Origin of the sequence: Pseudomonas sp. NMI542_15 (genome assembly GCF_021283425.1) — a bacterium.
In the GTDB taxonomy this organism is placed as follows: Bacteria; Pseudomonadota; Gammaproteobacteria; order Pseudomonadales; family Pseudomonadaceae; genus Aquipseudomonas; species Aquipseudomonas fortuita.
The window spans coordinates 211,716-232,040 of sequence record NZ_JAJSRO010000008.1 but is presented as its reverse complement, the minus strand read 5'-3'; the positions used below and the strand labels follow the sequence as shown (position 1 = coordinate 232,040).

Sequence of the window (20,325 nt, the reverse complement as noted above, 5' to 3'; positions counted from 1 at the left end):
TTCGATGGTCAAGTGGGTGTAGTGAGTAGTCATGCAGCACCTTACCTCGGGTGTTGCACTTGGTCACTGAGACCGCCCTCCTTCGCCTTATGATTATCATCTCTTGAGCGTATGGCGAATTGGTTGCGTTTAGGCATTTTCCAAGGCTAGGAGTGCAGGAAGGCTCACATGTTTTCTTATCCCTGGCCCGGCTAAGATGTAACTCGTATTCATGCTTTCAAAAGTGCAATCATCTAGTACACGCTGGAAGCTAGAGCGAATTGCACCTGCTCGGGAGCCTAGAACTCTACTGTCGTACACCACAGTATTGGCAAAAACCACCGTTGGCTGTAGGCCCATAGCATTGAGATCATCTTCAACATCGCTAGGCACCATGATGTCGAGTAGGAGCCAATCCCGGACAACATAAAATGGTCGGCCCTGATTATTTGTCCATGCCGTATCCACAATCACGTCATCTGGTTGGCCATCCCCTTCCAGGGGAAAGCTGTATCCGGATAAAAAGTCTGCTACCAACGCTGCTTCCACTGTACCTACCTGTTTCGTCTTAGCGCGCTACATCTTGCATCGCTTCGTTGCGGGATATGCCGGCCTTAGTGAAGGGCGCCCTCGAACTGAGGGCTTCCACCTTCCAGCGCCCAGTCGCAAAGGACATAGACGCTTCCATTTCTCGTCTCAAACAGATGGTACGCACCATGCTCTAGGCGCCGTCCCAATGGAGACGTTCGGATTGTCGAACCATCTCGGAATCGGCCGCGGCTCTCGCGATACACAATGCCCACTATGCAATTGATTGACGGATCGAAGACAACACTACAGAGAAAGCCTGTTATTGGGATACCAAAATTTGTGGCCATCGCCCGCTCCACGGTGGCAGGCACTGGCCCGGGTGCCGTTTCCATCGGTGACTGCAGGCTGGCCAAAAGCTCAAAATCGCTGGACATTTCAAGGCCCCTATGGAACAGCTGAAATTCGATATGCAGGTCGCTGTACAGACGGAGTTTCACGTTCACCTCGTTCACATCAATGCGGCGCGTTGGCCTGGCCGTTGCTGCTAACTTGCTGGGCCGCTGACCCTGTTCTGCTACGCCGCTAAACGCTGCTCTGCCAGACGATCGATTTAGGGGTAAATTGAAGTCGTCACCTATCCAACAATCTACTCGGCAAAAGAAGGATGTCCTCTGCAGCTCAATGCCTGGCCGAAACGAGTCTGCCAACCCGCTCAATTACGATAACTATATACGGTGTAACTGAACGCAGCAACATGGCCAGATCCTTCTCTTTTCGGGAGGCGATCCGATGTCGCTGAAGCCGGCATTTGCTGCAATGCTTCGATCCGTCCGCGAGGCACAGTCTCGCACGCAGGAAAACGTGGCCACCGCCACATCCCGCACCTACCTGGGTCACCTGGAAAATGGCAGCTCCAACGTAAGTTTGGACAAGCTGAATGAACTCGCGCTCAGCCTTGGCCTGTCGCCGCTGACGCTGATTGCCCTCACTCTATCCGCTCACGACGAGTGCTCCGCTGACGAAGCCCTGCAGCGGGCCCACGATGAAATCCATGAACTGGGTGAAGCCGTGAAGCTTGAGGTGATTCGGGCGCATCTAGTTGATGGAAAGCTTGTGAAGCGTAAACCTCACCGGCCAGCAGATGCGGAGAAGCTAGCGCGGGTGCAGGCGTGCAAGGCTAAAGGCATGACCCAATCTGCAACGGCCCGGGAGCTTCGGTTGAGCAAGGGCACGGTTCACTTGCTCTGGCACTGAGTGCCCCTTTTTGCCCTCTGATCTATGGTCAAATTCATAGGGTCGAAAATTGATCGAAGATCAAGGCAATTATTAATGCAATTCTGCTGAAACGCGCCATGAACTACCTAGAGCTCAGCGGTGTGGCTCTGGTCGACAAGGTCAGCGCCCTGCGGGAGGACGGTAAGCGCACTGTCCCAGAACCATCAGTCGACTGTTGAACGACACCACGCCAGTCGACCCGTTTCCGATGGGATGGATCGCTGAGCTCGTGCGCTCAAAGCTGATCCGCGAAGAACGATCATGGATAAGGTTGCCGAACGGCAAGTTCATCATCGGCATTGTCAATATCAAGGGCGGCGTCGGCAAAGCTTCAATCGCAAGGAATCTAGCGGCGATCGCAAAGCTTCTACGCCTGAAAAGATGTCTGCAACAGCATCGCCCAGGACTTCTTTTTTGAATCACAAGGGCAGGAGCCGTTGAAGCCGGATCCGAATGGCTTGCTCACTCGGTTTTTCCCAGATGTATACGTGGTGCCCGACGAGTTCGCCAGCAGCTTTGACAACTGGGAACTCAGCAACTGAACGAAAGCAACGTGCTCCAAGCCCCAGTGCAGCTGCTGCATCGACCTAGCCTGATGTGCATGGACTTCGCCAAGACTGCGAGCCGTGACGGGTTCGATGTGACCAGCGAGATGTCCTGCCCGTTCTTCATCCCGCAGTCGGTTTTAACGAGCTCTCCCCTACCCCGCGACTTCACGAGTGGCTGGCAGAACCTCGACCAGAAGAATTGCCGGTTCTTTTAGCATCTGGTTTCATTGGTAGATGGGGAGATGTTTGAAAGTTATGAAATGGAGCAGAAAGTGAAGAAATCCGGGTTAGAGGAACTGTTGGATTGGGCGGAGGCCGCCTATATGCAGACTGTTGAGTCGAAACGAGCGATTCCAAAAAGCAACCAAATAGCACCATGCTGACTAGGAGGTCTGCGCGCCTACAAAAAACGGCGGAGGCGTGAACGAATTCAAAAACGTGCTGGGTCAAGAGTATCCTGTTTAGGCGCCGAATAATGCTTGAACCGGCGACATTTGCGATGGCAAAGTTAGCTTGAATTGCCTAAAGACCAATATCACGTGCAAGTCGAATTTCGAGTAACTCATCAGATAAAGCCTCTAACGGACAGAGCTCGAAAGCTTTCCAAGTAAGTTCGTGCCATATGTCAGCCTGAATGATAAGCATGTTGTATACATCGCTCATTCGACTCTCCTCGTCGTCTACTGAAATAATGACGCCTTTTGGGAGAAGCTCGCTTAGTAACTTGATCACCGGTTTCGGATAACAACATCTCCCCGCGAGCTCAGCAATTGGCTGATAAATAAAACAACCCCAATCGCGGCGAAACTTGATAACAGGCAGTAGTGCATCTCGAAGCTGCCCATACTCGAATCTTGAGGCAACTATCCACCAGATTCTCTGGACATCCAGGAAAGACAGTTCTTCGGGAGGAGTGTCACGGTGATCCACATAGTTGTCACAAGGAATCGGGCTGCCAGGCTGCCAGTCGACCATAGGAGAAGATGGATTGGATGTGATCTGCACAGGAGGAGGATGTAGAGTCGCAATCATAGCTTTTTGGTCAATTATGATAAAGATGAAATATACAAGAGCCCCCGCTGGTTTTTGCCAACTGGCCATGGTTGCTCAGCCTTTCTACCCCGCGCCTCGTTCGTTTAGATCCAAAGTGACTCGAGTGACAAGCACGCAGGCTCCAGGACGTAGTAGCGTCTGCGACGAGGCGGCTGAGAAGGTCGAACAGGGTTGAACAACGAAGACGATTCTTGCCCCGAAGAAAGCTATTTGCCGGATCAACCTTTAGAGCCGATCAGTGCGAAAATAAAAAACCCACCAACAGCCACTTCCACCTTCGACCTAATCACTGAAAAACAGTAAGTCATAAGAAATCATAAAGCGGCACGCCAATCTGACAAGTATGATTATTCATACTTGCCTTAACCAACCCTTCACTCAGAATTTCGTTCAAACCATTCAATGACCTCCTGACGAATCGAGCTCAGCTCATGCAAAGCTGAAAGCTCTACAATAATACCGCTCGGCCCATACAAACCTGCCTTGGGGTAATAGTCAGTTTCATCGCCTTCAAGCACCGTCTTGAATGCTTTGTTAACTTGCTCTTGAACTCCATCCAAAATTGCCAGAAGCAATTCTAGCTTCTGATAAAATACCCTCGAATCTACAGATGCACTAGAACCCAAACGCGCAAAGTTAGCTTCAGAGGTCATACCCAAATCAATTGCCCGTATCTTCTCCTTAAGAAGCTGATTTTGAGTCTCTAAACTCATTATTCTGATCTTACACGCCTCTAGCTCGGATATACTAATTTCCGTTTTTTGGGAAACCTTTGGGGATATTGCTAATGCCTTTTCTAAAAGTGGGCGATAGTCATCACTACGCAACAACGTAACATGACTCATCGGCTTGAAAACCTCGCCTCTCTCGCCCTCATCGAGCGAGAGATGGCGTTGGAGCTCAAACTCAGAAACTAGTTTTGATACATCTTTCGCGAGACGCGATACATTCGCGTACTTGCCATTGGAGAGAATCTTCAGAGCTTGAGCTATTAACTCAACTCTCTGTTTCTTCTGAGCTTGACGATAAGCGACGAAGGTGTCCTTTCTCTGAACCAATACCTCTTTCCTCCCGAGCCTTAAATCCAATACTATCCTGAATAAAAGTATTGGGTCTTCCGGGACTGGCTGGAGTGTCAGCCATCTGCCCGATCCTATAGACGTCCATGACGTCCAAAGCTCCGGAATTTATCATACTGCTGATTTGGGAGGCCAGTTGGATACCAGGCAAGCCCTCGCCGATCTGCATGAGGCTGCCTAGATCTCCTTCGTGCATCTGTAATATCGCTCGCAAATAGGCGAATTTAGTGTCTAGTTCCGGACTAGAGGTCTCAGGAAAATTCTGTACATCAACGATGCGCTTCACCAGATGCTCAGCGCTCGACAGCTCCACTCGTCGCAAATGGCCTACCACGGTAGCCCCATCCTTGGCGAAGTAACTAGCGTTTTTTCCCTCGGAGGCCATCTTGTAGAGCTGCTGCTCAATCGCCTCCAGAGCGAAAGCTTCACGTGCGTAATGATCATGCTCCTGCTCAAGGCGATCAATAGTTCCGCGGCTCACCGGTCTCTTCTTAAGTCGTTTGTAATGGCTGATTTTCTTGACCACCGCTACCATGTGTTCCTTACATCTGTCTTTCTCCGCACTAACAGCCGGCAGATGTACTACACCGCGCATAGCGTAAGGGCAAATAGAGCAAGGCCTATTAAGCCCATATTGCACTACAATTTCCTTGGGACAACGATTTCCGAATGCACAGATATGCCCAGCATTGAAGGCAAGCTCCGTTTCTTTCTTCGCTCTCAGAAGCTCTACCCCAGTCTTGTCCTCCTGTACGCCCACGATACTAATCAATCGATGTGTATCGATCGCCTTCACAGGATCTTTCTCAATATCGGTGCGTAACCTCTCGTTGATCAGGTGGATAGCCTCTGCCAACTCTGGCGCCTCGCCGGCCTCCAGTCGCTGAGTGTTTTTCGTCAAATAGCTTGCTAGCAGCGCTTGGTGATCCGGAATCGAGTCCCGATCAAACACCCTGTAATACCATACCAATTGCGCGGTTTGCCCAGTGAGATGAGTACCAATCAAATCTGGTGGCAAGAATCGCAATGCTTCTGTGATGAACCCAGCACGCAAACTGTGAGGCGTATGAACACTTCCAATACGGTGAAGCCCAATATTTTTGATTAGGTCATCCGTATAATGAAGTCGCTCACGATCATCTCCTTTTAGCTTCCCCTTGACATAAACAAGATCAGGAAGAGAGTCATTGTCGAATTGGTTTACGATTGCATATTGCAACATTGCCAAATAACGGGGAAAGAAACGATAATTCGCCCAAGTAGTGGGGGCCTCATTTGGGGCCCTGAATAAAGGTTTGTAGCTGCCGAAGCGAGACCCTTCGCTCATCCCGTAAGGAAGGGGTTCTTGATACTCCTTGGAAATACACTGATCGTACCAATCCCTCTGTCGCTCGAGCAACGCAAAGATGTGTTTATTGACGATCGCAGTCCACTCTCCGTGAGCCTTATCACTGCTCACAAAGAGTGGCGCCAAGAGACTACCGCAGGTGGGATCATAGGCTTGATCAAAGCGATCCTTATCGAGCCAGATAAGGTGATGCTGCCTAAGCCCGGTCTCGCACATGAGAATAGTAACTCTTACATGATTGGGAACGACCCTCTCTACAATGCCCTTTCCTTTCAGTTCATATCGCGACAATTGGTAAAAGCGAGGAATAAACTCAAACCGATAGACCTTTCCATCCTGGTAAAAAATTGGACAATAGTTCAACACACTGAGATCTATCAGGCCAAAGGCTTTCCCTGACTTACCCCAGATCGATTCCCACGCTGCAACCTCTTGAAGCTCGAACAGGGTGGGACAATGCAGGCGGCCTTCTAACACACCAGGCATCACTCCCGAAGCCATCTCGTTCAGATGTATCATTAGATATTCCAACGAATACAGCATATCCAAGAAAACTTTGAAATAAGCTCGCGGAATCGGCCTTTTGGCCGTGCTAACACGCCCCTGAATTTTTGGATAGCATGCCGTGCTAAAGGTATTTACAAATTTCTCAGCATTCTCATGAGACAATTGAGTCCGCACAACAAAATCACAGAAGTCATCGTAGGTTTTCACCCTTTGATAATGTGTCTCCGGACTGTAGTTATGAATGCGAGAATAAATGGAAAGAAATTTCAGGAACGACATAGGGGGCGCAGCTTCATAATTGCCATAGCCATCAATAAAAGTGTATTCCCGTGTAAAGTAGATTACGCATGAAAACTCGTTAAAATTTTTTGGATACCCTTTCAAACTAGCGTCACGCCGAATAAAGAAATTCGGCAAATAGGCCGTTAGATAACTCAAGAGCAAATTTAAAGCGAACACTTCGTTCTTATCATTCTGCAACCGCTTCGACATTGTAAACGAACGAAAAACCGCATTTACCTGCTCACAAAATTTGGTCACAACCTCTGGAAGCATCACATATAAAGGCGATTGCTCTCCAGGCTCCATGCTGTAGACAAGTTTGATGGTACCTGGCATGACTACAGTGTTGATCATTTCTTCGGGAGATACATCCGCCCCTTCACCGTAGGCCAAAATTTGATCGATTACGCGGCCAGAGGCTGTCACGGAACTGAGAGGCTTCTTAGGGTTTTTACGGAGCTTTTCGACTGCTGTCTTCGCCCGCTCAACTAAGGCTATCTTTTCAGGATCGCTATTACACAGCAGAAGAAGAAATTCCACGACGGCAAATCTGGCCAGCGGTGCATCTCTGCGCCCTCCGCTAAGACACATTTTGAAGCAGAACTCATATGTCAAATCTTCCGCGCTGTGGATATGCGTACTCAGCAACAACCGTAGCCAATTGTTAGATTTGTACTCATGGTTACGCACATGCTTTTCGCCCAACACTAAAGAGCCACGCCCCCTTAGTGAGCGAATGGACATGAGCGACTGAACGCAACACTCATTAGAAAGAGCGTCTAACAGATCCTCAACATGGTAAGCATTGCGCACTGTCAATGGCAGTATTAATTTTTTCTCCATCCACAACACAGCAAACACCAATTTAAAAAAATTAGTGACCGACTGATCTCGTTTTGTAGTTGAAAATGGGAACGACGGGTGCGCTTTCGAAATTGGTACTGTGCACCCGACCGAGCAACACTCGACAAGTTTGTTCGCCTCCTCCTCCTTGAATAAAAGGAAGTTTGTATTTGAGTCATTAAAAAATGTCCTAACCTGATAAAATGAGTCAGGCGTGGCATAAGGAGGCGCATGCCGTTCGTACAGCTTTCTCACCCGACTAATAGCGTCGTGCAAAACGATGCCAACTTTCGCGCCGTGCACTAACCATAATGGAGCACCATTATTAAAAACCATTACGCTGCTTCTCCCAATAAGCGCCTTAGCGACTCGACCTGGCGCTCAAGATATTGGATCTGGACACTTAGGACGCTGTGACTAGTCGAACGAATGCGCGAAAGATTCATCGCACAAAGCGTTGCCTCTAACATAAAGCCATCTTTACGAGCATATTTTTCGGTTGTCTTTGTGCTCGCATGCCCCATGACATCCCTTACAAATGCTAGATCCAAGCCGAACGTTCCTGGCCTGAAGGGATTAGGACAATGATTCACTAAGTAATATGCATACATATGCCTAAGCGAGTGAAATCCATACCCCCTACCAGTTACTGCTTTAGCCGCCTTATGAAATCGCTCCCACATCGCTTGATAGGAACTTGGAATCGGCTGTCCATTCAGCATGTTCCTGAAAAGGAAACGGTGCCTTACTGGCCTATGCCTTGCGGATTCCAATATGCGCTGCTCCTGACTGTATTCATCCAAGTAAGTCCAAAACATGGACGCAAACGGCTCAATCAGATACGTTTCGGCTACTTTCCTTCCTTTATGGCTCAATACAGACAGAGCCGCATCACCCATAAACTCCGAAAGTTCTTTTAGTCTAGTGGCGGGATCAACTATCAGCACACGGCTTTTACTCGGCTTATCGAGATTGATCTTTACGTCATCTCTAAAGACTGTTAACGCCTCTGAAATTCGACAGCCTGACGCCGCGATCAAGCTCCACAGCACCTTATCACGCAAACATAAGGCGCTCTCGATCAATGCCTTGCATTTATCGATTGGGAAGACTAGATCATCCCCACCAAACCTATCGGTGTACGTCACATTGGAGCGTTTGGACACAGGCACCAATGTGGCTTTTGGCACTCGCCTCACGCCTCCCTGAAGACAACCTGCCAGCCAACTGCTTTCCTTGATTGCCCGCTTAACCCCGACAGAAGCTCCCACATGCCGGCTGGTTATGAGAGGGAGCGTTGCCACGAGCGTATCACTTACATATCCAGTCTCTACCAGTTGCTGCAGGGATATCCGAAAGTTCTCACTCGCTGCGATGAAGTTGTTAATTCCTGCGATATGTACCCTGATAGAGCTGCCACCCATAGACCTGTTGCCGATCATTTTGGCTGCGGCACTGATGTAAGGATCTGAACTCTCACTTCCATACACCAAGTAGCTCTCGTAGCTGTCAATCGCATCAGTGAGGATTAGGTTGGTCAAACCTCCTCTTATGTGAGCCACTGCATAGACGTACGCTAGGAACAGCTTGACGGCTTCGCTATAGGTTTTGACGGTGTTAGGGCTGCAGCGGGCGGTTAGGCCATACGACCAATGATCGAAGAACTCAGCTACCGCCGGGTCATCGCACAAAAGCCTGTAGAACGCCCTCCCGTTGCGTGAAGATTTGACAGTTTCGAAGTACATCCTCTTTAGCGCCATCTGTGATTACCACCATCTGCTCAAATATCCTCATAAGGCGCAGCTGCTTTCGTCGACAGCGCGCATGGTGCACAAAGGCGAAACAGGCTGCAACCGCACAAGTTGCACTTTATGATTTGAGCGCTATTTTTCGTACCTGCGTCGACGGGCGTTAGCTGGAGAGGGCAGGAATTCGAGACAAAAAAAAGGGCCTAGATTTCTCTAGGCCCTTGATTTTTCTGTGTTTGGCGGGAAACCAGGGATTCGAACCCTGGGAACGCTTTCACGTTCGCCGGTTTTCAAGACCGGTGCATTCAACCACTCTGCCAATTTCCCGGGAGGTGTTGCTGAGCGATCACCTGGATGGTGGTCTCCGTGGTATAAGATGCAACAGGTGAGTACCTTAAATAAGAACTCTAGGATAGTTGCCCATCGACGGTTTTCAAGACCGTTGCCTTAAACCACTCGGCCACGCTTCCAGCTCGTTTTGCGGCCGCCATAATACCGTAATGAAACACGCTGTCAAACTCTCTGTGTCGCGGGTTGCAGGAGCTCTGTTAGACTCCTAGCATCTGAACGTCTGAAACCACAGGTTTTACCAAGGAGTGTCGCCATGCGCGAACAGGATTACGCCGTCCACCACGGCCAGCAGGTCGAGCAGCAGGAGATCAGCAAGGTCCTGCGCAACACGTACAGCCTGCTGGCGCTTACCCTCGCCTTCAGCGGTGTCATGGCATTCGTTGCCCAGCAGATGCGCGTCGGCTACCCGAACGTGTTCGTGGTGCTGATCGGCTTCTACGGGCTGTTCTTCCTGACCAACAAGCTGCGTGATTCAGCCTGGGGCCTGGTGTCTACCTTCGCCCTCACCGGTTTCATGGGCTTCATCCTCGGCCCTATCCTGAACCGTTACCTGGGCATGGCCGGTGGCGCTGAAGTGGTGAGCTCTGCGTTTGCCATGACTGCGCTGGTGTTTGGTGGTCTGTCGGCCTATGTGCTGATCACCCGCAAGGACATGAGCTTCCTCAGCGGTTTCATCACCGCAGGCTTCTTCGTGTTGCTGGGTGCTGTCGTTGCCAGCTTCTTCTTCCAGATCAGCGGCCTGCAACTGGCGATCAGCGCTGGCTTCGTGCTGTTCTCGTCGGTCTGCATCCTGTTCCAGACCAGCGCGATCATTCATGGCGGCGAGCGTAACTACATCATGGCGACCATCAGCCTGTATGTGTCGATCTACAACCTGTTTGTCAGCCTGCTGCAGCTGTTTGGCATCATGGGTCGTGATGACTGATTGATTGCTGTGTGAGAAAGCCCGCTTCGGCGGGCTTTTTTGTGGGTTTTCGAAAGGGGACCGGGGTCCGGGGTGTACGTCGATAGAGGTTCAGCGCCTGATAAATCGAGCGCCGCGCGGGCGGCGCTCGATTTCTGCCCCTCCCTATAACTCAGGGAGGACACCTGCCCCTCAAAACCCTGCCAACCGCAATTGCTGACTAAAAAGTCAGATAATCAGGCAGATGCTCGCCGATCATGCAGACATCGTGCTTTTCTCTACCGCAATCGCTCATCACCCCGTAGAATGCGCTCCTTTTTTCTTCCGGGGCGGCTTTCAGCAATGAGCTCACACGAACACAGCCCAGGCGCAGCGGCGCCTGCCAATGAACTGGTGCTTGGCCTGGAGGACAAGCCACGGCTGCTGATCGGCCTGCTGGCTGCCCTGCAGCACCTGCTGGCGATCATCGTGCCGATCGTCACCCCTGGCCTGCTGATCTGCCAGGCGCTGGGCGTTTCTGCGCGTGATACCAACTTGATCGTTTCCATGTCGCTGGTGATCTCGGGTATCGCCACCTTCGTCCAGTGCAAGCGCTTTGGCCCGTTCGGCGCCGGGCTGCTGATCGTGCAGGGCACCAGCTTCAACTTCGTTGGCCCGCTGATTGCGGGCGGCGCGCTGATGGTCAAGCAAGGCACGCCGGTAGAAGGTGTGATGGCAGCCATCTTCGGCGTGGTGATTGCAGGCTCGTTCGTGGAGATGGGCGTGTCGCGCATCCTGCCGTTCGTCAAACGCCTGATCACCCCGCTGGTGACCGGTATCGTGGTGCTGATGATCGGCCTGACCTTGATCAAGGTCGGCCTGATCAGCATGGGCGGTGGCTTTGGCGCCATGGCCAACGGCACCTTTGCCAATGGCGATAACCTGCTGCTGTCGGGCGTGGTGCTGGCGATCATCGTGATCCTCAACCGCGTACCCGTAGTGTGGATGCGCAGTTGCGCCATCGTCATCGCCCTGGCGGTCGGTTACGCGCTGGCCGGCTACATGGGCCGCCTGGACTTCACCGGCATGCATGAAGCCGCGCTGTTCCAGGTGCCGACCCCGCTGCACTTTGGCCTGGGCTTCTCGTGGGCGCTGTTCATTCCGATGCTGGTGATTTACCTGGTGACTTCGCTGGAAGCCATCGGTGACGTTACCGCCACAAGCAAGGTGTCGCGCCAGCCGGTCGAAGGGCCGGTGTGGATGCAGCGGATCAAAGGTGGCGTGCTGGTCAACGGTGCCAACTCGCTGCTGGCCGGTGTGTTCAACACCTTCCCCAGCTCGATCTTTGCCCAGAACAACGGGGTGATTCAGCTGACCGGTATTGCCAGCCGCCACATCGGCATGTGGATTGCCGTGATGCTGGTGCTGCTGGGGCTGTTCCCAAGCGTTGCCGGGGTGATCCAGGCGGTGCCGGAGCCGGTGCTGGGTGGTGCGGCCATGGTGATGTTCGGGGCGGTTGCGGCTTCGGGTATCAACATTCTGGCCAGCACCCGGCTGGACCGTCGTGCACTGCTGATCATTGCCGTGTCGTTGGCGCTGGGCCTGGGCGTGGCGCAGGTGCCGGAGTTCCTGGCGCATATGCCGGCGGCGATTCGCAATGTGCTGGAGTCGGGTGTGGCTACCGGGGGGATCTGTGCGCTGGTGCTGAACTGGTTCTTGCCGGAGAGCAAGGAGCAGGGTTGAGTCTTGTGGCCTTCTGACAGGGCCATGGGGCTGCTTTGCAGCCCATCGCGACACAAGGCCGCTCCTACAGGGGTCGCGTAGGACACACGGATACACAGAAAGCCCGCGCCGCTTGCACAAGCGGGCGCGGGCTTTTTTGCTTTATCATGGCAGCATTCCTTTGCATGAGTTAGCCATGAAATTCGCTATCGCGGTGTTCTCCCCGGCCCATGCGCCCTCCTCGCGGCGTGCCTTGCGCTACGCCGAGGCGGTACTGGCCGGCGGGCATGAGATTGCCCGGCTGTTTTTCTATCAGGACGGGGTGCACAGTGCCTCGGCCAACGTGGTCGCGCCCCAGGACGAACTGGACGTGGCAGGCCAATGGCGTACCTTTATCCAGACCCACCAGCTGGACGCGGTGGTGTGTATCGCCGCGGCCCTGCGCCGTGGCGTGCTCGACGAGGCTGAAGCCAACCGTTACCAGCGCCCGGCCGTGAACCTGCCCAAACCGTGGGAACTGTCGGGGCTTGGCCAGCTGCATGAAGCGGCGCAGGTTGCCGACCGCCTTGTCTGCTTCGGAGGCGACTGAAGTGGCCAAATCCTTGTTGATCATCAGCCGTCAGGCCCCGTGGAACGGCCCATCAGCCCGCGAAGCACTGGACATTGCCCTGGCCGGCGGCGCGTTCGACCTGCCGCTGGGCATGCTGTTCCTGGACGACGGCGTGTTCCAGCTCGCCCCGGCGCAGCAACCTACCGCTGTGCAACAGAAGAACCTGGCCGCCAACTTGCAGGCACTGCCAATGTTCGGTGTCGAAGAACTGTTTGCCTGCAGCCACAGCCTCAACCGCCGCGGCCTGGCAGCCGATGCCCTGGCACTGCCGGTGCAAGTGCTCGACGACGCGGCACTGGCCGCGCTGATCGCCCGTTTCGACCAGGTGGTAACGCTCTGATGACAACCCTGCATGTAATTGCCCACTCCCCGTTTGGCGACGAGCGCCTGGCCAGCTGCCTGCGCCTGCTCGGCACCGACGACGCGTTGCTGCTGTGCGGCGATGCGGTGTATGCCCTGCGCAGCGGCAGCGAGCCGCATCGCCAACTGCAAGCTGCCGGCCTGGCCCGGCGCCTGTTCGCCCTGGATGAGGATGTGCAAGCTCGCGCGGTCGGCAACGACTTGGCCAAAGCCGTGGACTACGCCGGGTTCGTCGAACTGTCGCTGCTTTACGACAAGGTCAACAGCTGGCTATGAGTACGCTCAACGTTGGCGATCATGCGATCGCCCTGGACAAGGACGGCTTTCTGGTCGACCTGCAAGACTGGTCCCGCGCCGCCGCCGAGGCTTTGGCCGAGCGCGAGGGTATCCCGTTGACGGCGGACCATTGGGAAATCCTCGAACTGCTGCGCCAGTTCTACCAGGAATACCAGCTGTCCCCGGCCACGCGCCCACTGATCAAGTACACGGCCCTGAAGCTGGGCCCGGAAAAGGGCAACAGCCCGCACCTGAACCGCCTGTTCAATGGCACCCCCGCCAAACTTGCCGCCAAGCTGGCGGGCCTGCCCAAGCCGACCAACTGCATATGACCCAGCCCCTCTTGAAAGAAGCTCGCCCGCTCACGCTTGAAACCCCCGCCGAGCACCCGTTCGCCGAATTCGTGCGCATTCTCGGCAAAGGCAAGCGCGGCGCGCGCGGCCTGACCCGTGAAGAGGCCCGCGCGGCCATGACCCTGCTGCTGGAAGGCAAGGTCGAGGACACCCAGCTGGGCGCCTTCCTCATGCTGCTGCGCCACAAGGAAGAAAGCGCCGAAGAGCTGGCCGGCTTCACCGAGGCGCTGCGCGCCCACCTGCAGGCGCCGAGCATTGCGGTGGACCTGGACTGGCCCACTTACGCCGGCAAGAAGCGCCACCTGCCCTGGTACCTGCTGGCGGCCAAGTGCCTGGCCGGCAATGGCGTGCGCATCCTGATGCACGGCGGTGGCGCGCATACCGCCGGGCGGATGTACACAGAGCAACTGCTCGACCTGTTGCACATCCCGCTGTGCCGCGACTGGGCTGCTGTGGGCAATACACTGGACCAGCATCACCTGGCGTTTTTCCCGCTGCACGACTGGGCGCCGCAGTTGCAGCGCATGATCGACCTGCGCAACACCTTGGGCCTGCGCTCGCCCATCCACTCACTGGCCCGGGTGCTCAACCCGCTGGGCGCACGCTGTGGCCTGCAAAGCATCTTCCACCCGGGTTACCAGGCCGTGCACCGTGAGGCCAGCCGCCTGCTGGGCGACCATGCCGTGGTGATCAAGGGCGATGGCGGTGAGATCGAAGTCAACCCCGATGTCATCAGCCACCTCTACGGCACGACGGCGGGCGAAGCATGGGACGAAGAATGGCCAGCGCTGAGCGAGCGCCGCCATGTCAAACCGGCCAGCCTGCAGGCCGAGCACTTGCGGGCGTTCTGGCGCGGTGAAGTGGAAGACAGTTATGGCGAAAAAGCCCTGATCGCAACCATGGCCCTGGCCCTGCGTGGCCTGGGACAGAACCGCGAGCAGGCATTTGCGACAGCCCAAGGCTATTGGAATACGCGAGATAGATCGATTTAACCGATAATAGCACCCGGATCTTTGCGCTATTTGTTCGAACGATTTGGCCTAGACTGGGCTCCAACGACAAATCACTTTGTTTCAGGAGCTCATCATGGGCCTTTTGATCGACGGCCGCTGGCACGACCAGTGGTATGAAAACGGCAAGGACGGCACGTTCAAACGCGAAAACGCCCAACGCCGCAATCAACTGCCGGCTCCCGAAGCCGGCCGGTACCACCTGTACGTCTCGCTGGCCTGCCCATGGGCCCACCGCACCCTGATCTTGCGCGCCCTCAAAGGCCTTGAGCCATTGATCGATGTGTCGGTGGTCAGCTGGCTGATGCAAGACCATGGCTGGACCTTTGACCAGCAGCAAGGCTCCAGCGGTGACCACCTCGATGGCCTGCAGTACCTGCACCAGCGCTATACCCAGGATGACCCACATTACACCGGCCGCGTGACTGTGCCGGTACTGTGGGACAAGAAAGAGAAACGCATCGTCAACAATGAATCGTCGGAGATCATCCGCATCTTCAACAGCGCGTTCAACGAATTGACCGGCAATACCCTGGACCTCTACCCAGAGGCACTGCGCACGACCATCGAAGCCCTGAACGAGCGCATCTACCCAGCGGTGAACAACGGCGTATACCGCGCAGGCTTTGCCACCACGCAGGACGCCTACGAGGCTGCGTTCGACGACGTGTTCAACGAGCTGGATTATCTGGAAGACGTGCTGAGCCGCAACCGTTACCTGGCCGGTGAGTACCTGACCGAGGCCGATGTACGCCTGTTTACCACGCTGGTGCGCTTCGACGCGGTGTACCACGGGCACTTCAAGTGCAACCTGCGCCGCCTCAGCGACTACCACAACCTGTCAAACTGGCTGCGTGAGCTGTACCAGTGGCCGGGGGTGGCGGGCACGGTGGATATGGAGCATATCCAGAAGCACTATTACATGAGCCACAAGACCATCAACCCGACCGGGATCGTGCCTAAAGGGCCTTTGCAGGACTTTGGGTTGCCGCATGATCGGGAGAAGTTGGTAGGGAAAGGGATCTGGCAGGCTTGAGATAGCCGGGGCTGCTTTGCAGCCCATTCGCAGCACAAGGCTGCTCCTACAGGAATCACGTCGGGCTTCACGCGATCCCTGTGGGAGCAGCCTTGTGCTGCGAATGGGCCGCAAAGCGGCCCCAACAATGTCAGCTGTTTTGCGAACCTTCGAACCAGGCCAGCTTGTCACGCAACTGCACCACTTCCCCCACAATCACCAGGGTCGGCGCATGCACTTCATGCCGGGCCACCAAGTCTGGCAAGTCCGCCAAGGTTCCGGTAAACACTCGCTGGTTACGCGTAGTCCCCTGCTGCACCAACGCCGCCGGGGTACTTGCCGCCCGCCCATGGCGAATCAGCTCGGCGCAGATGGTCGGCAAACCAACCAATCCCATGTAGAACACCAGGGTCTGGGACGGCGCCACCAGGTCATTCCACGGCAGGTTGCTGGTGCCATCCTTCAGGTGCCCGGTGACGAAGCGCACCGACTGGGCGTAGTCGCGGTGAGTCAGCGGAATCCCGCCATACGCGGAGCAGCCACTGGCCGCGGTAATGCCCGGCACCACCTGGAACGGAATGCCATGCTCGGCAAGCTCTTCGATCTCTTCGCCACCCCGGCCGAAGATGAACGGATCACCACCCTTCAAGCGCAACACGCGCTTGCCCTGCTGGGCCAGGTCGACCAGCAGGCGGTTGATCTGGTCCTGAGGCACGGAGTGGTCAGCACGGCGCTTGCCCACGTAAATCCGCTCGGCATCACGCCGGCACATCTCGATAATGGCAGGCGCCACCAGGCGGTCGTACAGCACCACGTCGGCCTGCTGCATCAGGCGCAAAGCGCGGAAGGTGAGCAAGTCCGGATCACCCGGGCCCGCCCCTACCAGGTACACCTCACCACCCTGCTGCAGTGGCGCGCCTTCTACCATCGCCTGCAACAGGCGCTCGGCTTCAGCGCCCTGCCCGGCCAGCTGGCGCTCGGCAATCGGCCCCTGGAACACCGTCTCCCAGAAGCCGCGACGCTGGTTGACGTCCGGGTACAAGGCTTTCACCTTGTGCCGGAAACGCGCAGCCAGCCCGGCCAGCTCACCATAGGCTGCGGGGATCCACGCCTCCAGCTTGGCGCGAATCAGACGCGCCAGAACCGGGGCGTCACCGCCACTGGATACCGCAATCACCAGCGGTGAGCGGTCGACGATCGCCGGGAAGATCACCGTGCACAGGGCCGGCGCATCCACCACGTTGACCGGCAGGCTGAGGGCCTGGGCATCGGCCGACACCTGGGCGTTCAGCCCAGGGTCGTCGGTAGCCGCGATCACCAGCCGGCAACCGACCAGGTCGGCTGCCTGATAGCCACGCACCAGCACCTCACCGCCACCTTCGCGGGCCAACGCGGCCAACTGGCCGTCGACGTCCGGCGCTACCACGCGCAGCACGCTACCGGCATCCGCCAGCAGGCGCGCCTTGCGCAAGGCGATCTCCCCACCGCCGACGACCAGCACGCGGCCGCCCTGCAGCTTGTGGAACAGTGGCAGGTAATCCATTTAGCGGATGACCTCGACGCCGCCCATGTACGGCTTGAGCACGTCCGGTACACGGATGGAACCGTCGGCCTGCTGGTAGTTTTCCAGCACGGCAACCAGGGTACGGCCTACGGCCAGGCCGGAGCCGTTGAGGGTGTGCACCAGCTCTGGCTTGCCGGTTTCCGGGTTGCGCCAGCGGGCCTGCATGCGGCGCGCCTGGAAGTCGCCACAGTTGGAGCACGAGCTGATCTCGCGGTACTTGTCCTGGCTCGGCACCCACACTTCCAGGTCGTAGGTTTTCACTGCACCAAAGCCCATGTCACCGGTGCACAAGGCCAGCACGCGGTACGGCAGCTCCAGCAGCTGCAGCACGCGCTCGGCGTTGGCAGTCAGGCCTTCCAGGGCTTCCATCGACTTGGCCGGCTCTACCACCTGCACCATCTCGACTTTGTCGAACTGGTGCTGACGGATCATGCCGCGGGTGTCACGGCCGGAAGCACCGGCTTCACTGCGGAAGCACGGGGTGTGGGCAACCAGTTTCAGCGGCAGCTGCTTGGCGTCGAGGATTTCACCGGCAACCAGGTTGGTCAGGGACACTTCAGCAGTCGGGATCAGGTAGAAGTCAGCTTCACCTTCGCGGGTGATCTTGAACAGGTCTTCCTCGAATTTTGGCAGCTGGCCAGTGCCCTGCAAGGCAGGCGCCTGCACCAGATACGGGGTGTAGTGCTCCTCGTAGCCGTGCTCGCCGGTGTGCAGGTTGATCATGAACTGCGCCAGGGCGCGGTGCAGGCGGGCGATCGGGCCGCGCAGTACAGCAAAACGGGCACCAGACAGCTTGGCTGCGGCCTCGAAGTCCAGGCCACCGCTGACTTCGCCGAGGGCGACGTGGTCCTTGATTTCGAAGTCAAAGGCGGTCGGCGTACCCCAACGGCGCACTTCGACGTTGTCGTCTTCGCTGGCACCGACCGGTACGCTGGCGTCCGGCAGGTTGGGGATGGTCAGCAGGATACCGTCCAGTTCGGCCTGAATGCCGTCCAGCTCGGTCTTGCCGGCAGCCAGTTCGTTGGCCATGCGCTCGACGTCGGCCATCAGTGGCGCGATGTCTTCGCCCTTGGCCTTGGCCTGGCCGATGGACTTGGAACGGGCGTTACGCTCGGCCTGCAATTGCTCGGTGCGGGTCTGCACCGCCTTGCGGCGCTCTTCCAGTGATTCGATGCGCGCGACATCCAGGCTGAAGCCACGGGAGGCCAGGCGTTGCGCCACTTCCTGAAGTTGGCCGCGTAACAGTTTGGAATCGAGCATATCGTTCTCTCGTTATAGGTAGGTGTTGGTTCAGAATCGGGTCAGGGACAGGCCGGCCCAGGTTGCGAGCAGCCCGCCCACCACGCTGATACTGGTATAGCCCAAGGCAAGGGGCACTTGCCCGCTTTCCATCAGGCGCACGGTATCGAGCGAGAAAGAGGAAAAGGTCGTCAGGCCACCGAGGAAGCCGACAATCAGGCCGGCGCGTAATTCGACCGGCGCCAGCGGCTTGTGCAAGAACAAGCCATAGAGCAAGCCGATCAGCAGGCAGCCAACCAGGTTGACCGCCAGCGTACCGGCATAAAAGTGCCGTGGCCAGTGGGCCGCTACCCAGTTGGCGGTAGCGAAGCGCAACAGGGTGCCGGCAACACCGCCCGCGCTGACCGCGGCAATGAGTGCAATCACGGTTTTCTCCGCTGGCGGGGGCTGTTACGGTCCAGGTCGGCCAGGTGGCGCAGCTTCTCGCCAATCTTCAGCTCCAGGCCACGGGGCACCGGCTGGTAGTACTGGCGCGGCTCCAGCGCATCGGGGAAGTAATCCTCACCGGCGGCGTAGGCATCAGGTTCATCGTGGGCATAGCGATACTCGTCGCCATACCCCAGTTGCTTCATCAGCTTGGTCGGGGCGTTGCGCAGGTGCAACGGCACCTCCAGCGAGCCATGCTCGGCCGCTTCACGCAGGGCAGTCTTGAAGCCCATGTACACCGCGTTGCTTTTCGGCGCACAGGCCAGGTACGTGATGGCCTGCGCCACCGCCAGTTCGCCCTCGGGGCTGCCCAGGCGCTCCTGCACGTCCCAGGCTGCCAGGCACAGGCTGAGCGCGCGCGGGTCGGCGTTGCCGATGTCCTCGCTGGCCATGCGCACCACACGGCGGGCGATGTACAGCGGGTCGCAGCCGCCGTCGAGCATGCGGGCAAACCAGTACAGGGCGCCATCGGGGTTGGAGCCGCGCACCGACTTGTGCAGCGCGGAAATCTGGTCGTAGAACGCCTCGCCGCCCTTGTCGAAGCGGCGGCGGCTGTCACCCAGCAGGCTCTGCAGCATCTCGACGTCGATTTCGCTGCCGTCTTCCGCCAGGTCCGAGGCGTTCTCGAGGAAGTTGAGCATGCGCCGGCCATCCCCGTCGGCAGCGGCCATGAGCATCTTGAAGGCCTCGTCGCCCACCTGCAGGTTGCGCTTGCCCAGGCCACGCTCTTCGGTCAGCGCACGGTTGACCAGCTTGCGCAGGGCCGCCTCGTCCAGGCTCTTGAGCACATACACCCGCGCCCGCGACAACAGCGCGTTGTTCAGCTCGAACGACGGGTTTTCGGTGGTAGCGCCGATGAACAGCAGGGTGCCGTCTTCGACGTAGGGCAAAAAGGCGTCCTGCTGCGACTTGTTGAAGCGGTGCACCTCGTCAACGAACAGGATGGTGCGCCGGCCATACTGCCCAGCCTGCTGCTTGGCCACCTCGACCGCCTGGCGAATCTCTTTCACCCCGGCCAGCACCGCCGACACGGTTTCGAAGTGCGCATCGCAAAACTGCGCCAGCAGCCGCGCCAGAGTGGTCTTGCCCACCCCAGGCGGCCCCCAGAAGATCATCGAGTGCAGCGCCCCCTGCTCCAGCGCCTCACGCAGCGGTTTGCCGCGCGCCAGCAGGTGCTCCTGGCCCACGTACTCGTCCAGGTTGGACGGGCGCAGGCGAGCAGCCAGGGGCTGGGCGACGGGTTCGCTTCGAAACAGGTCCATC

The 20,325-nt window shown here is 56.8% G+C and carries 20 protein-coding genes and 1 tRNA gene; 11 read left to right on the top strand and 10 right to left on the bottom strand.

The features are described 5' to 3' along the window. Positions 1-129: 129 nt before the first annotated feature. A complete protein-coding gene (locus LU684_RS14560; RefSeq protein ID WP_125474430.1) occupies positions 130-528 on the bottom strand; it encodes a DUF6957 family protein in 399 nt (132 codons plus the stop codon). Positions 529-1,299: 771 nt separating this feature from the next. Here LU684_RS14560 and LU684_RS14555 point away from each other — a divergent pair. From LU684_RS14555 to LU684_RS14545, 3 genes are all read left to right on the top strand, one after another. After that, positions 1,300-1,764: a helix-turn-helix domain-containing protein gene (locus LU684_RS14555; protein WP_104834326.1), complete on the top strand. Its 465-nt coding sequence runs from the start codon at positions 1,300-1,302 to the stop codon at positions 1,762-1,764. A 196-nt stretch (positions 1,765-1,960) separates the two neighbouring features. Continuing rightward, complete coding sequence (locus LU684_RS14550) at positions 1,961-2,203, top strand: hypothetical protein (protein WP_223849222.1); 243 nt, start codon at positions 1,961-1,963, stop codon at positions 2,201-2,203. A gap of 135 nt (positions 2,204-2,338) precedes the next feature. Continuing rightward, positions 2,339-2,548, top strand: coding sequence for a hypothetical protein (locus LU684_RS14545; RefSeq protein WP_232861197.1), 210 nt, complete (start codon positions 2,339-2,341; stop codon positions 2,546-2,548). Positions 2,549-2,855: 307 nt separating this feature from the next. On the opposite strand, the gene LU684_RS14540 is transcribed toward LU684_RS14545, so the two are convergent. The 5 genes from LU684_RS14540 to LU684_RS14520 form a co-directional block, all read right to left on the bottom strand. Next, a complete protein-coding gene (locus LU684_RS14540) occupies positions 2,856-3,434 on the bottom strand; it encodes a hypothetical protein (RefSeq protein ID WP_125474429.1) in 579 nt (192 codons plus the stop codon). A 326-nt stretch (positions 3,435-3,760) separates the two neighbouring features. After that, a complete protein-coding gene (locus LU684_RS14535; protein WP_104834325.1) occupies positions 3,761-4,444 on the bottom strand; it encodes a hypothetical protein in 684 nt (227 codons plus the stop codon). Continuing rightward, the gene (locus LU684_RS14530; protein WP_125474428.1) at positions 4,383-7,781 is read right to left on the bottom strand and encodes a hypothetical protein; all 3,399 of its coding nucleotides are present in this window, start codon (positions 7,779-7,781) and stop codon (positions 4,383-4,385) included. The genes LU684_RS14535 and LU684_RS14530 overlap by 62 nt, the downstream gene beginning before the upstream one ends. Continuing rightward, positions 7,781-9,190, bottom strand: a complete 1,410-nt coding sequence (locus tag LU684_RS14525; RefSeq protein ID WP_104835433.1) for a tyrosine-type recombinase/integrase — start codon at positions 9,188-9,190, stop codon at positions 7,781-7,783. Before LU684_RS14525 ends, LU684_RS14530 begins: the two co-directional genes overlap by 1 nt. A gap of 240 nt (positions 9,191-9,430) precedes the next feature. Beyond that, positions 9,431-9,520: transfer RNA gene (locus LU684_RS14520), tRNA-Ser, on the bottom strand. Between the two features lie 277 nt (positions 9,521-9,797). On the opposite strand from LU684_RS14520, the gene LU684_RS14515 reads away from it, so the two are divergent. The 8 genes from LU684_RS14515 to LU684_RS14480 all read left to right on the top strand — a co-directional run bounded on the left by LU684_RS14515 (position 9,798) and on the right by LU684_RS14480 (position 15,794). Beyond that, positions 9,798-10,469, top strand: coding sequence for a Bax inhibitor-1/YccA family protein (locus LU684_RS14515; RefSeq protein WP_003251184.1), 672 nt, complete (start codon positions 9,798-9,800; stop codon positions 10,467-10,469). 321 nt (positions 10,470-10,790) lie between these two features. Next, the gene (locus LU684_RS14510; protein ID WP_023047266.1) at positions 10,791-12,170 is read left to right on the top strand and encodes a nucleobase:cation symporter-2 family protein; all 1,380 of its coding nucleotides are present in this window, start codon (positions 10,791-10,793) and stop codon (positions 12,168-12,170) included. A gap of 175 nt (positions 12,171-12,345) precedes the next feature. Further along, positions 12,346-12,738, top strand: coding sequence for a sulfurtransferase complex subunit TusD (tusD, locus tag LU684_RS14505; protein ID WP_016488109.1), 393 nt, complete (start codon positions 12,346-12,348; stop codon positions 12,736-12,738). A gap of 1 nt (position 12,739) precedes the next feature. Then, positions 12,740-13,099 (top strand): sulfurtransferase complex subunit TusC, encoded by a 360-nt coding sequence (gene tusC / locus LU684_RS14500; RefSeq protein WP_060517055.1) that lies wholly within the window; start codon positions 12,740-12,742, stop codon positions 13,097-13,099. Beyond that, a complete protein-coding gene (tusB, locus tag LU684_RS14495) occupies positions 13,099-13,395 on the top strand; it encodes a sulfurtransferase complex subunit TusB (protein ID WP_016488111.1) in 297 nt (98 codons plus the stop codon). Before tusC ends, tusB begins: the two co-directional genes overlap by 1 nt. After that, entirely contained in the window at positions 13,392-13,727 is a 336-nt protein-coding gene (locus tag LU684_RS14490; RefSeq protein ID WP_102689949.1) for a TusE/DsrC/DsvC family sulfur relay protein, read from the top strand. The genes tusB and LU684_RS14490 overlap by 4 nt, the downstream gene beginning before the upstream one ends. A gap of 11 nt (positions 13,728-13,738) precedes the next feature. Then, positions 13,739-14,740: a glycosyl transferase family protein gene (locus tag LU684_RS14485; RefSeq protein ID WP_232894757.1), complete on the top strand. Its 1,002-nt coding sequence runs from the start codon at positions 13,739-13,741 to the stop codon at positions 14,738-14,740. Positions 14,741-14,834: 94 nt separating this feature from the next. Continuing rightward, complete coding sequence (locus LU684_RS14480; RefSeq protein ID WP_232894754.1) at positions 14,835-15,794, top strand: glutathione S-transferase family protein; 960 nt, start codon at positions 14,835-14,837, stop codon at positions 15,792-15,794. A 130-nt stretch (positions 15,795-15,924) separates the two neighbouring features. On the opposite strand, the gene cysG is transcribed toward LU684_RS14480, so the two are convergent. Genes cysG through LU684_RS14460 form a run of 4 tightly spaced genes read right to left on the bottom strand, consistent with a single transcriptional unit; the run spans position 15,925 to position 20,324 of the window. Then, positions 15,925-17,316: a siroheme synthase CysG gene (cysG, locus tag LU684_RS14475; protein WP_016488115.1), complete on the bottom strand. Its 1,392-nt coding sequence runs from the start codon at positions 17,314-17,316 to the stop codon at positions 15,925-15,927. Then, a complete protein-coding gene (gene serS, locus LU684_RS14470; RefSeq protein ID WP_016488116.1) occupies positions 17,317-18,597 on the bottom strand; it encodes a serine--tRNA ligase in 1,281 nt (426 codons plus the stop codon). Between the two features lie 30 nt (positions 18,598-18,627). Further along, positions 18,628-19,002 carry a fluoride efflux transporter CrcB gene (crcB, locus tag LU684_RS14465; protein ID WP_016488117.1) on the bottom strand — a complete coding sequence of 125 codons (375 nt, stop codon included), beginning with the start codon at positions 19,000-19,002 and terminating at the stop codon, positions 18,628-18,630. Then, positions 18,999-20,324 carry a replication-associated recombination protein A gene (locus tag LU684_RS14460; RefSeq protein ID WP_016488118.1) on the bottom strand — a complete coding sequence of 442 codons (1,326 nt, stop codon included), beginning with the start codon at positions 20,322-20,324 and terminating at the stop codon, positions 18,999-19,001. The genes crcB and LU684_RS14460 overlap by 4 nt, the downstream gene beginning before the upstream one ends. Between the last annotated feature and the right edge of the window lies 1 nt (position 20,325).

Excerpts from the sequence above, each read along its gene's own strand:
- LU684_RS14555 (WP_104834326.1), top strand. The coding sequence starts at position 1,300 with ATGTCGCTGAAGCCGGCATTTGCTGCAATGCTTCGATCCGTCCGCGAG.
- LU684_RS14540 (WP_125474429.1), bottom strand. The coding sequence starts at position 3,434 with ATGGCCAGTTGGCAAAAACCAGCGGGGGCTCTTGTATATTTCATCTTT.
- LU684_RS14530 (WP_125474428.1), bottom strand. The coding sequence starts at position 7,781 with ATGGTTTTTAATAATGGTGCTCCATTATGGTTAGTGCACGGCGCGAAA.
- LU684_RS14525 (WP_104835433.1), bottom strand. The coding sequence starts at position 9,190 with ATGTACTTCGAAACTGTCAAATCTTCACGCAACGGGAGGGCGTTCTAC.
- LU684_RS14515 (WP_003251184.1), top strand. The coding sequence starts at position 9,798 with ATGCGCGAACAGGATTACGCCGTCCACCACGGCCAGCAGGTCGAGCAG.
- LU684_RS14510 (WP_023047266.1), top strand. The coding sequence starts at position 10,791 with ATGAGCTCACACGAACACAGCCCAGGCGCAGCGGCGCCTGCCAATGAA.
- tusD (WP_016488109.1), top strand. The coding sequence starts at position 12,346 with ATGAAATTCGCTATCGCGGTGTTCTCCCCGGCCCATGCGCCCTCCTCG.
- tusB (WP_016488111.1), top strand. The coding sequence starts at position 13,099 with ATGACAACCCTGCATGTAATTGCCCACTCCCCGTTTGGCGACGAGCGC.
- LU684_RS14490 (WP_102689949.1), top strand. The coding sequence starts at position 13,392 with ATGAGTACGCTCAACGTTGGCGATCATGCGATCGCCCTGGACAAGGAC.
- LU684_RS14480 (WP_232894754.1), top strand. The coding sequence starts at position 14,835 with ATGGGCCTTTTGATCGACGGCCGCTGGCACGACCAGTGGTATGAAAAC.
- cysG (WP_016488115.1), bottom strand. The coding sequence starts at position 17,316 with ATGGATTACCTGCCACTGTTCCACAAGCTGCAGGGCGGCCGCGTGCTG.
- serS (WP_016488116.1), bottom strand. The coding sequence starts at position 18,597 with ATGCTCGATTCCAAACTGTTACGCGGCCAACTTCAGGAAGTGGCGCAA.
- LU684_RS14460 (WP_016488118.1), bottom strand. The coding sequence starts at position 20,324 with ATGGACCTGTTTCGAAGCGAACCCGTCGCCCAGCCCCTGGCTGCTCGC.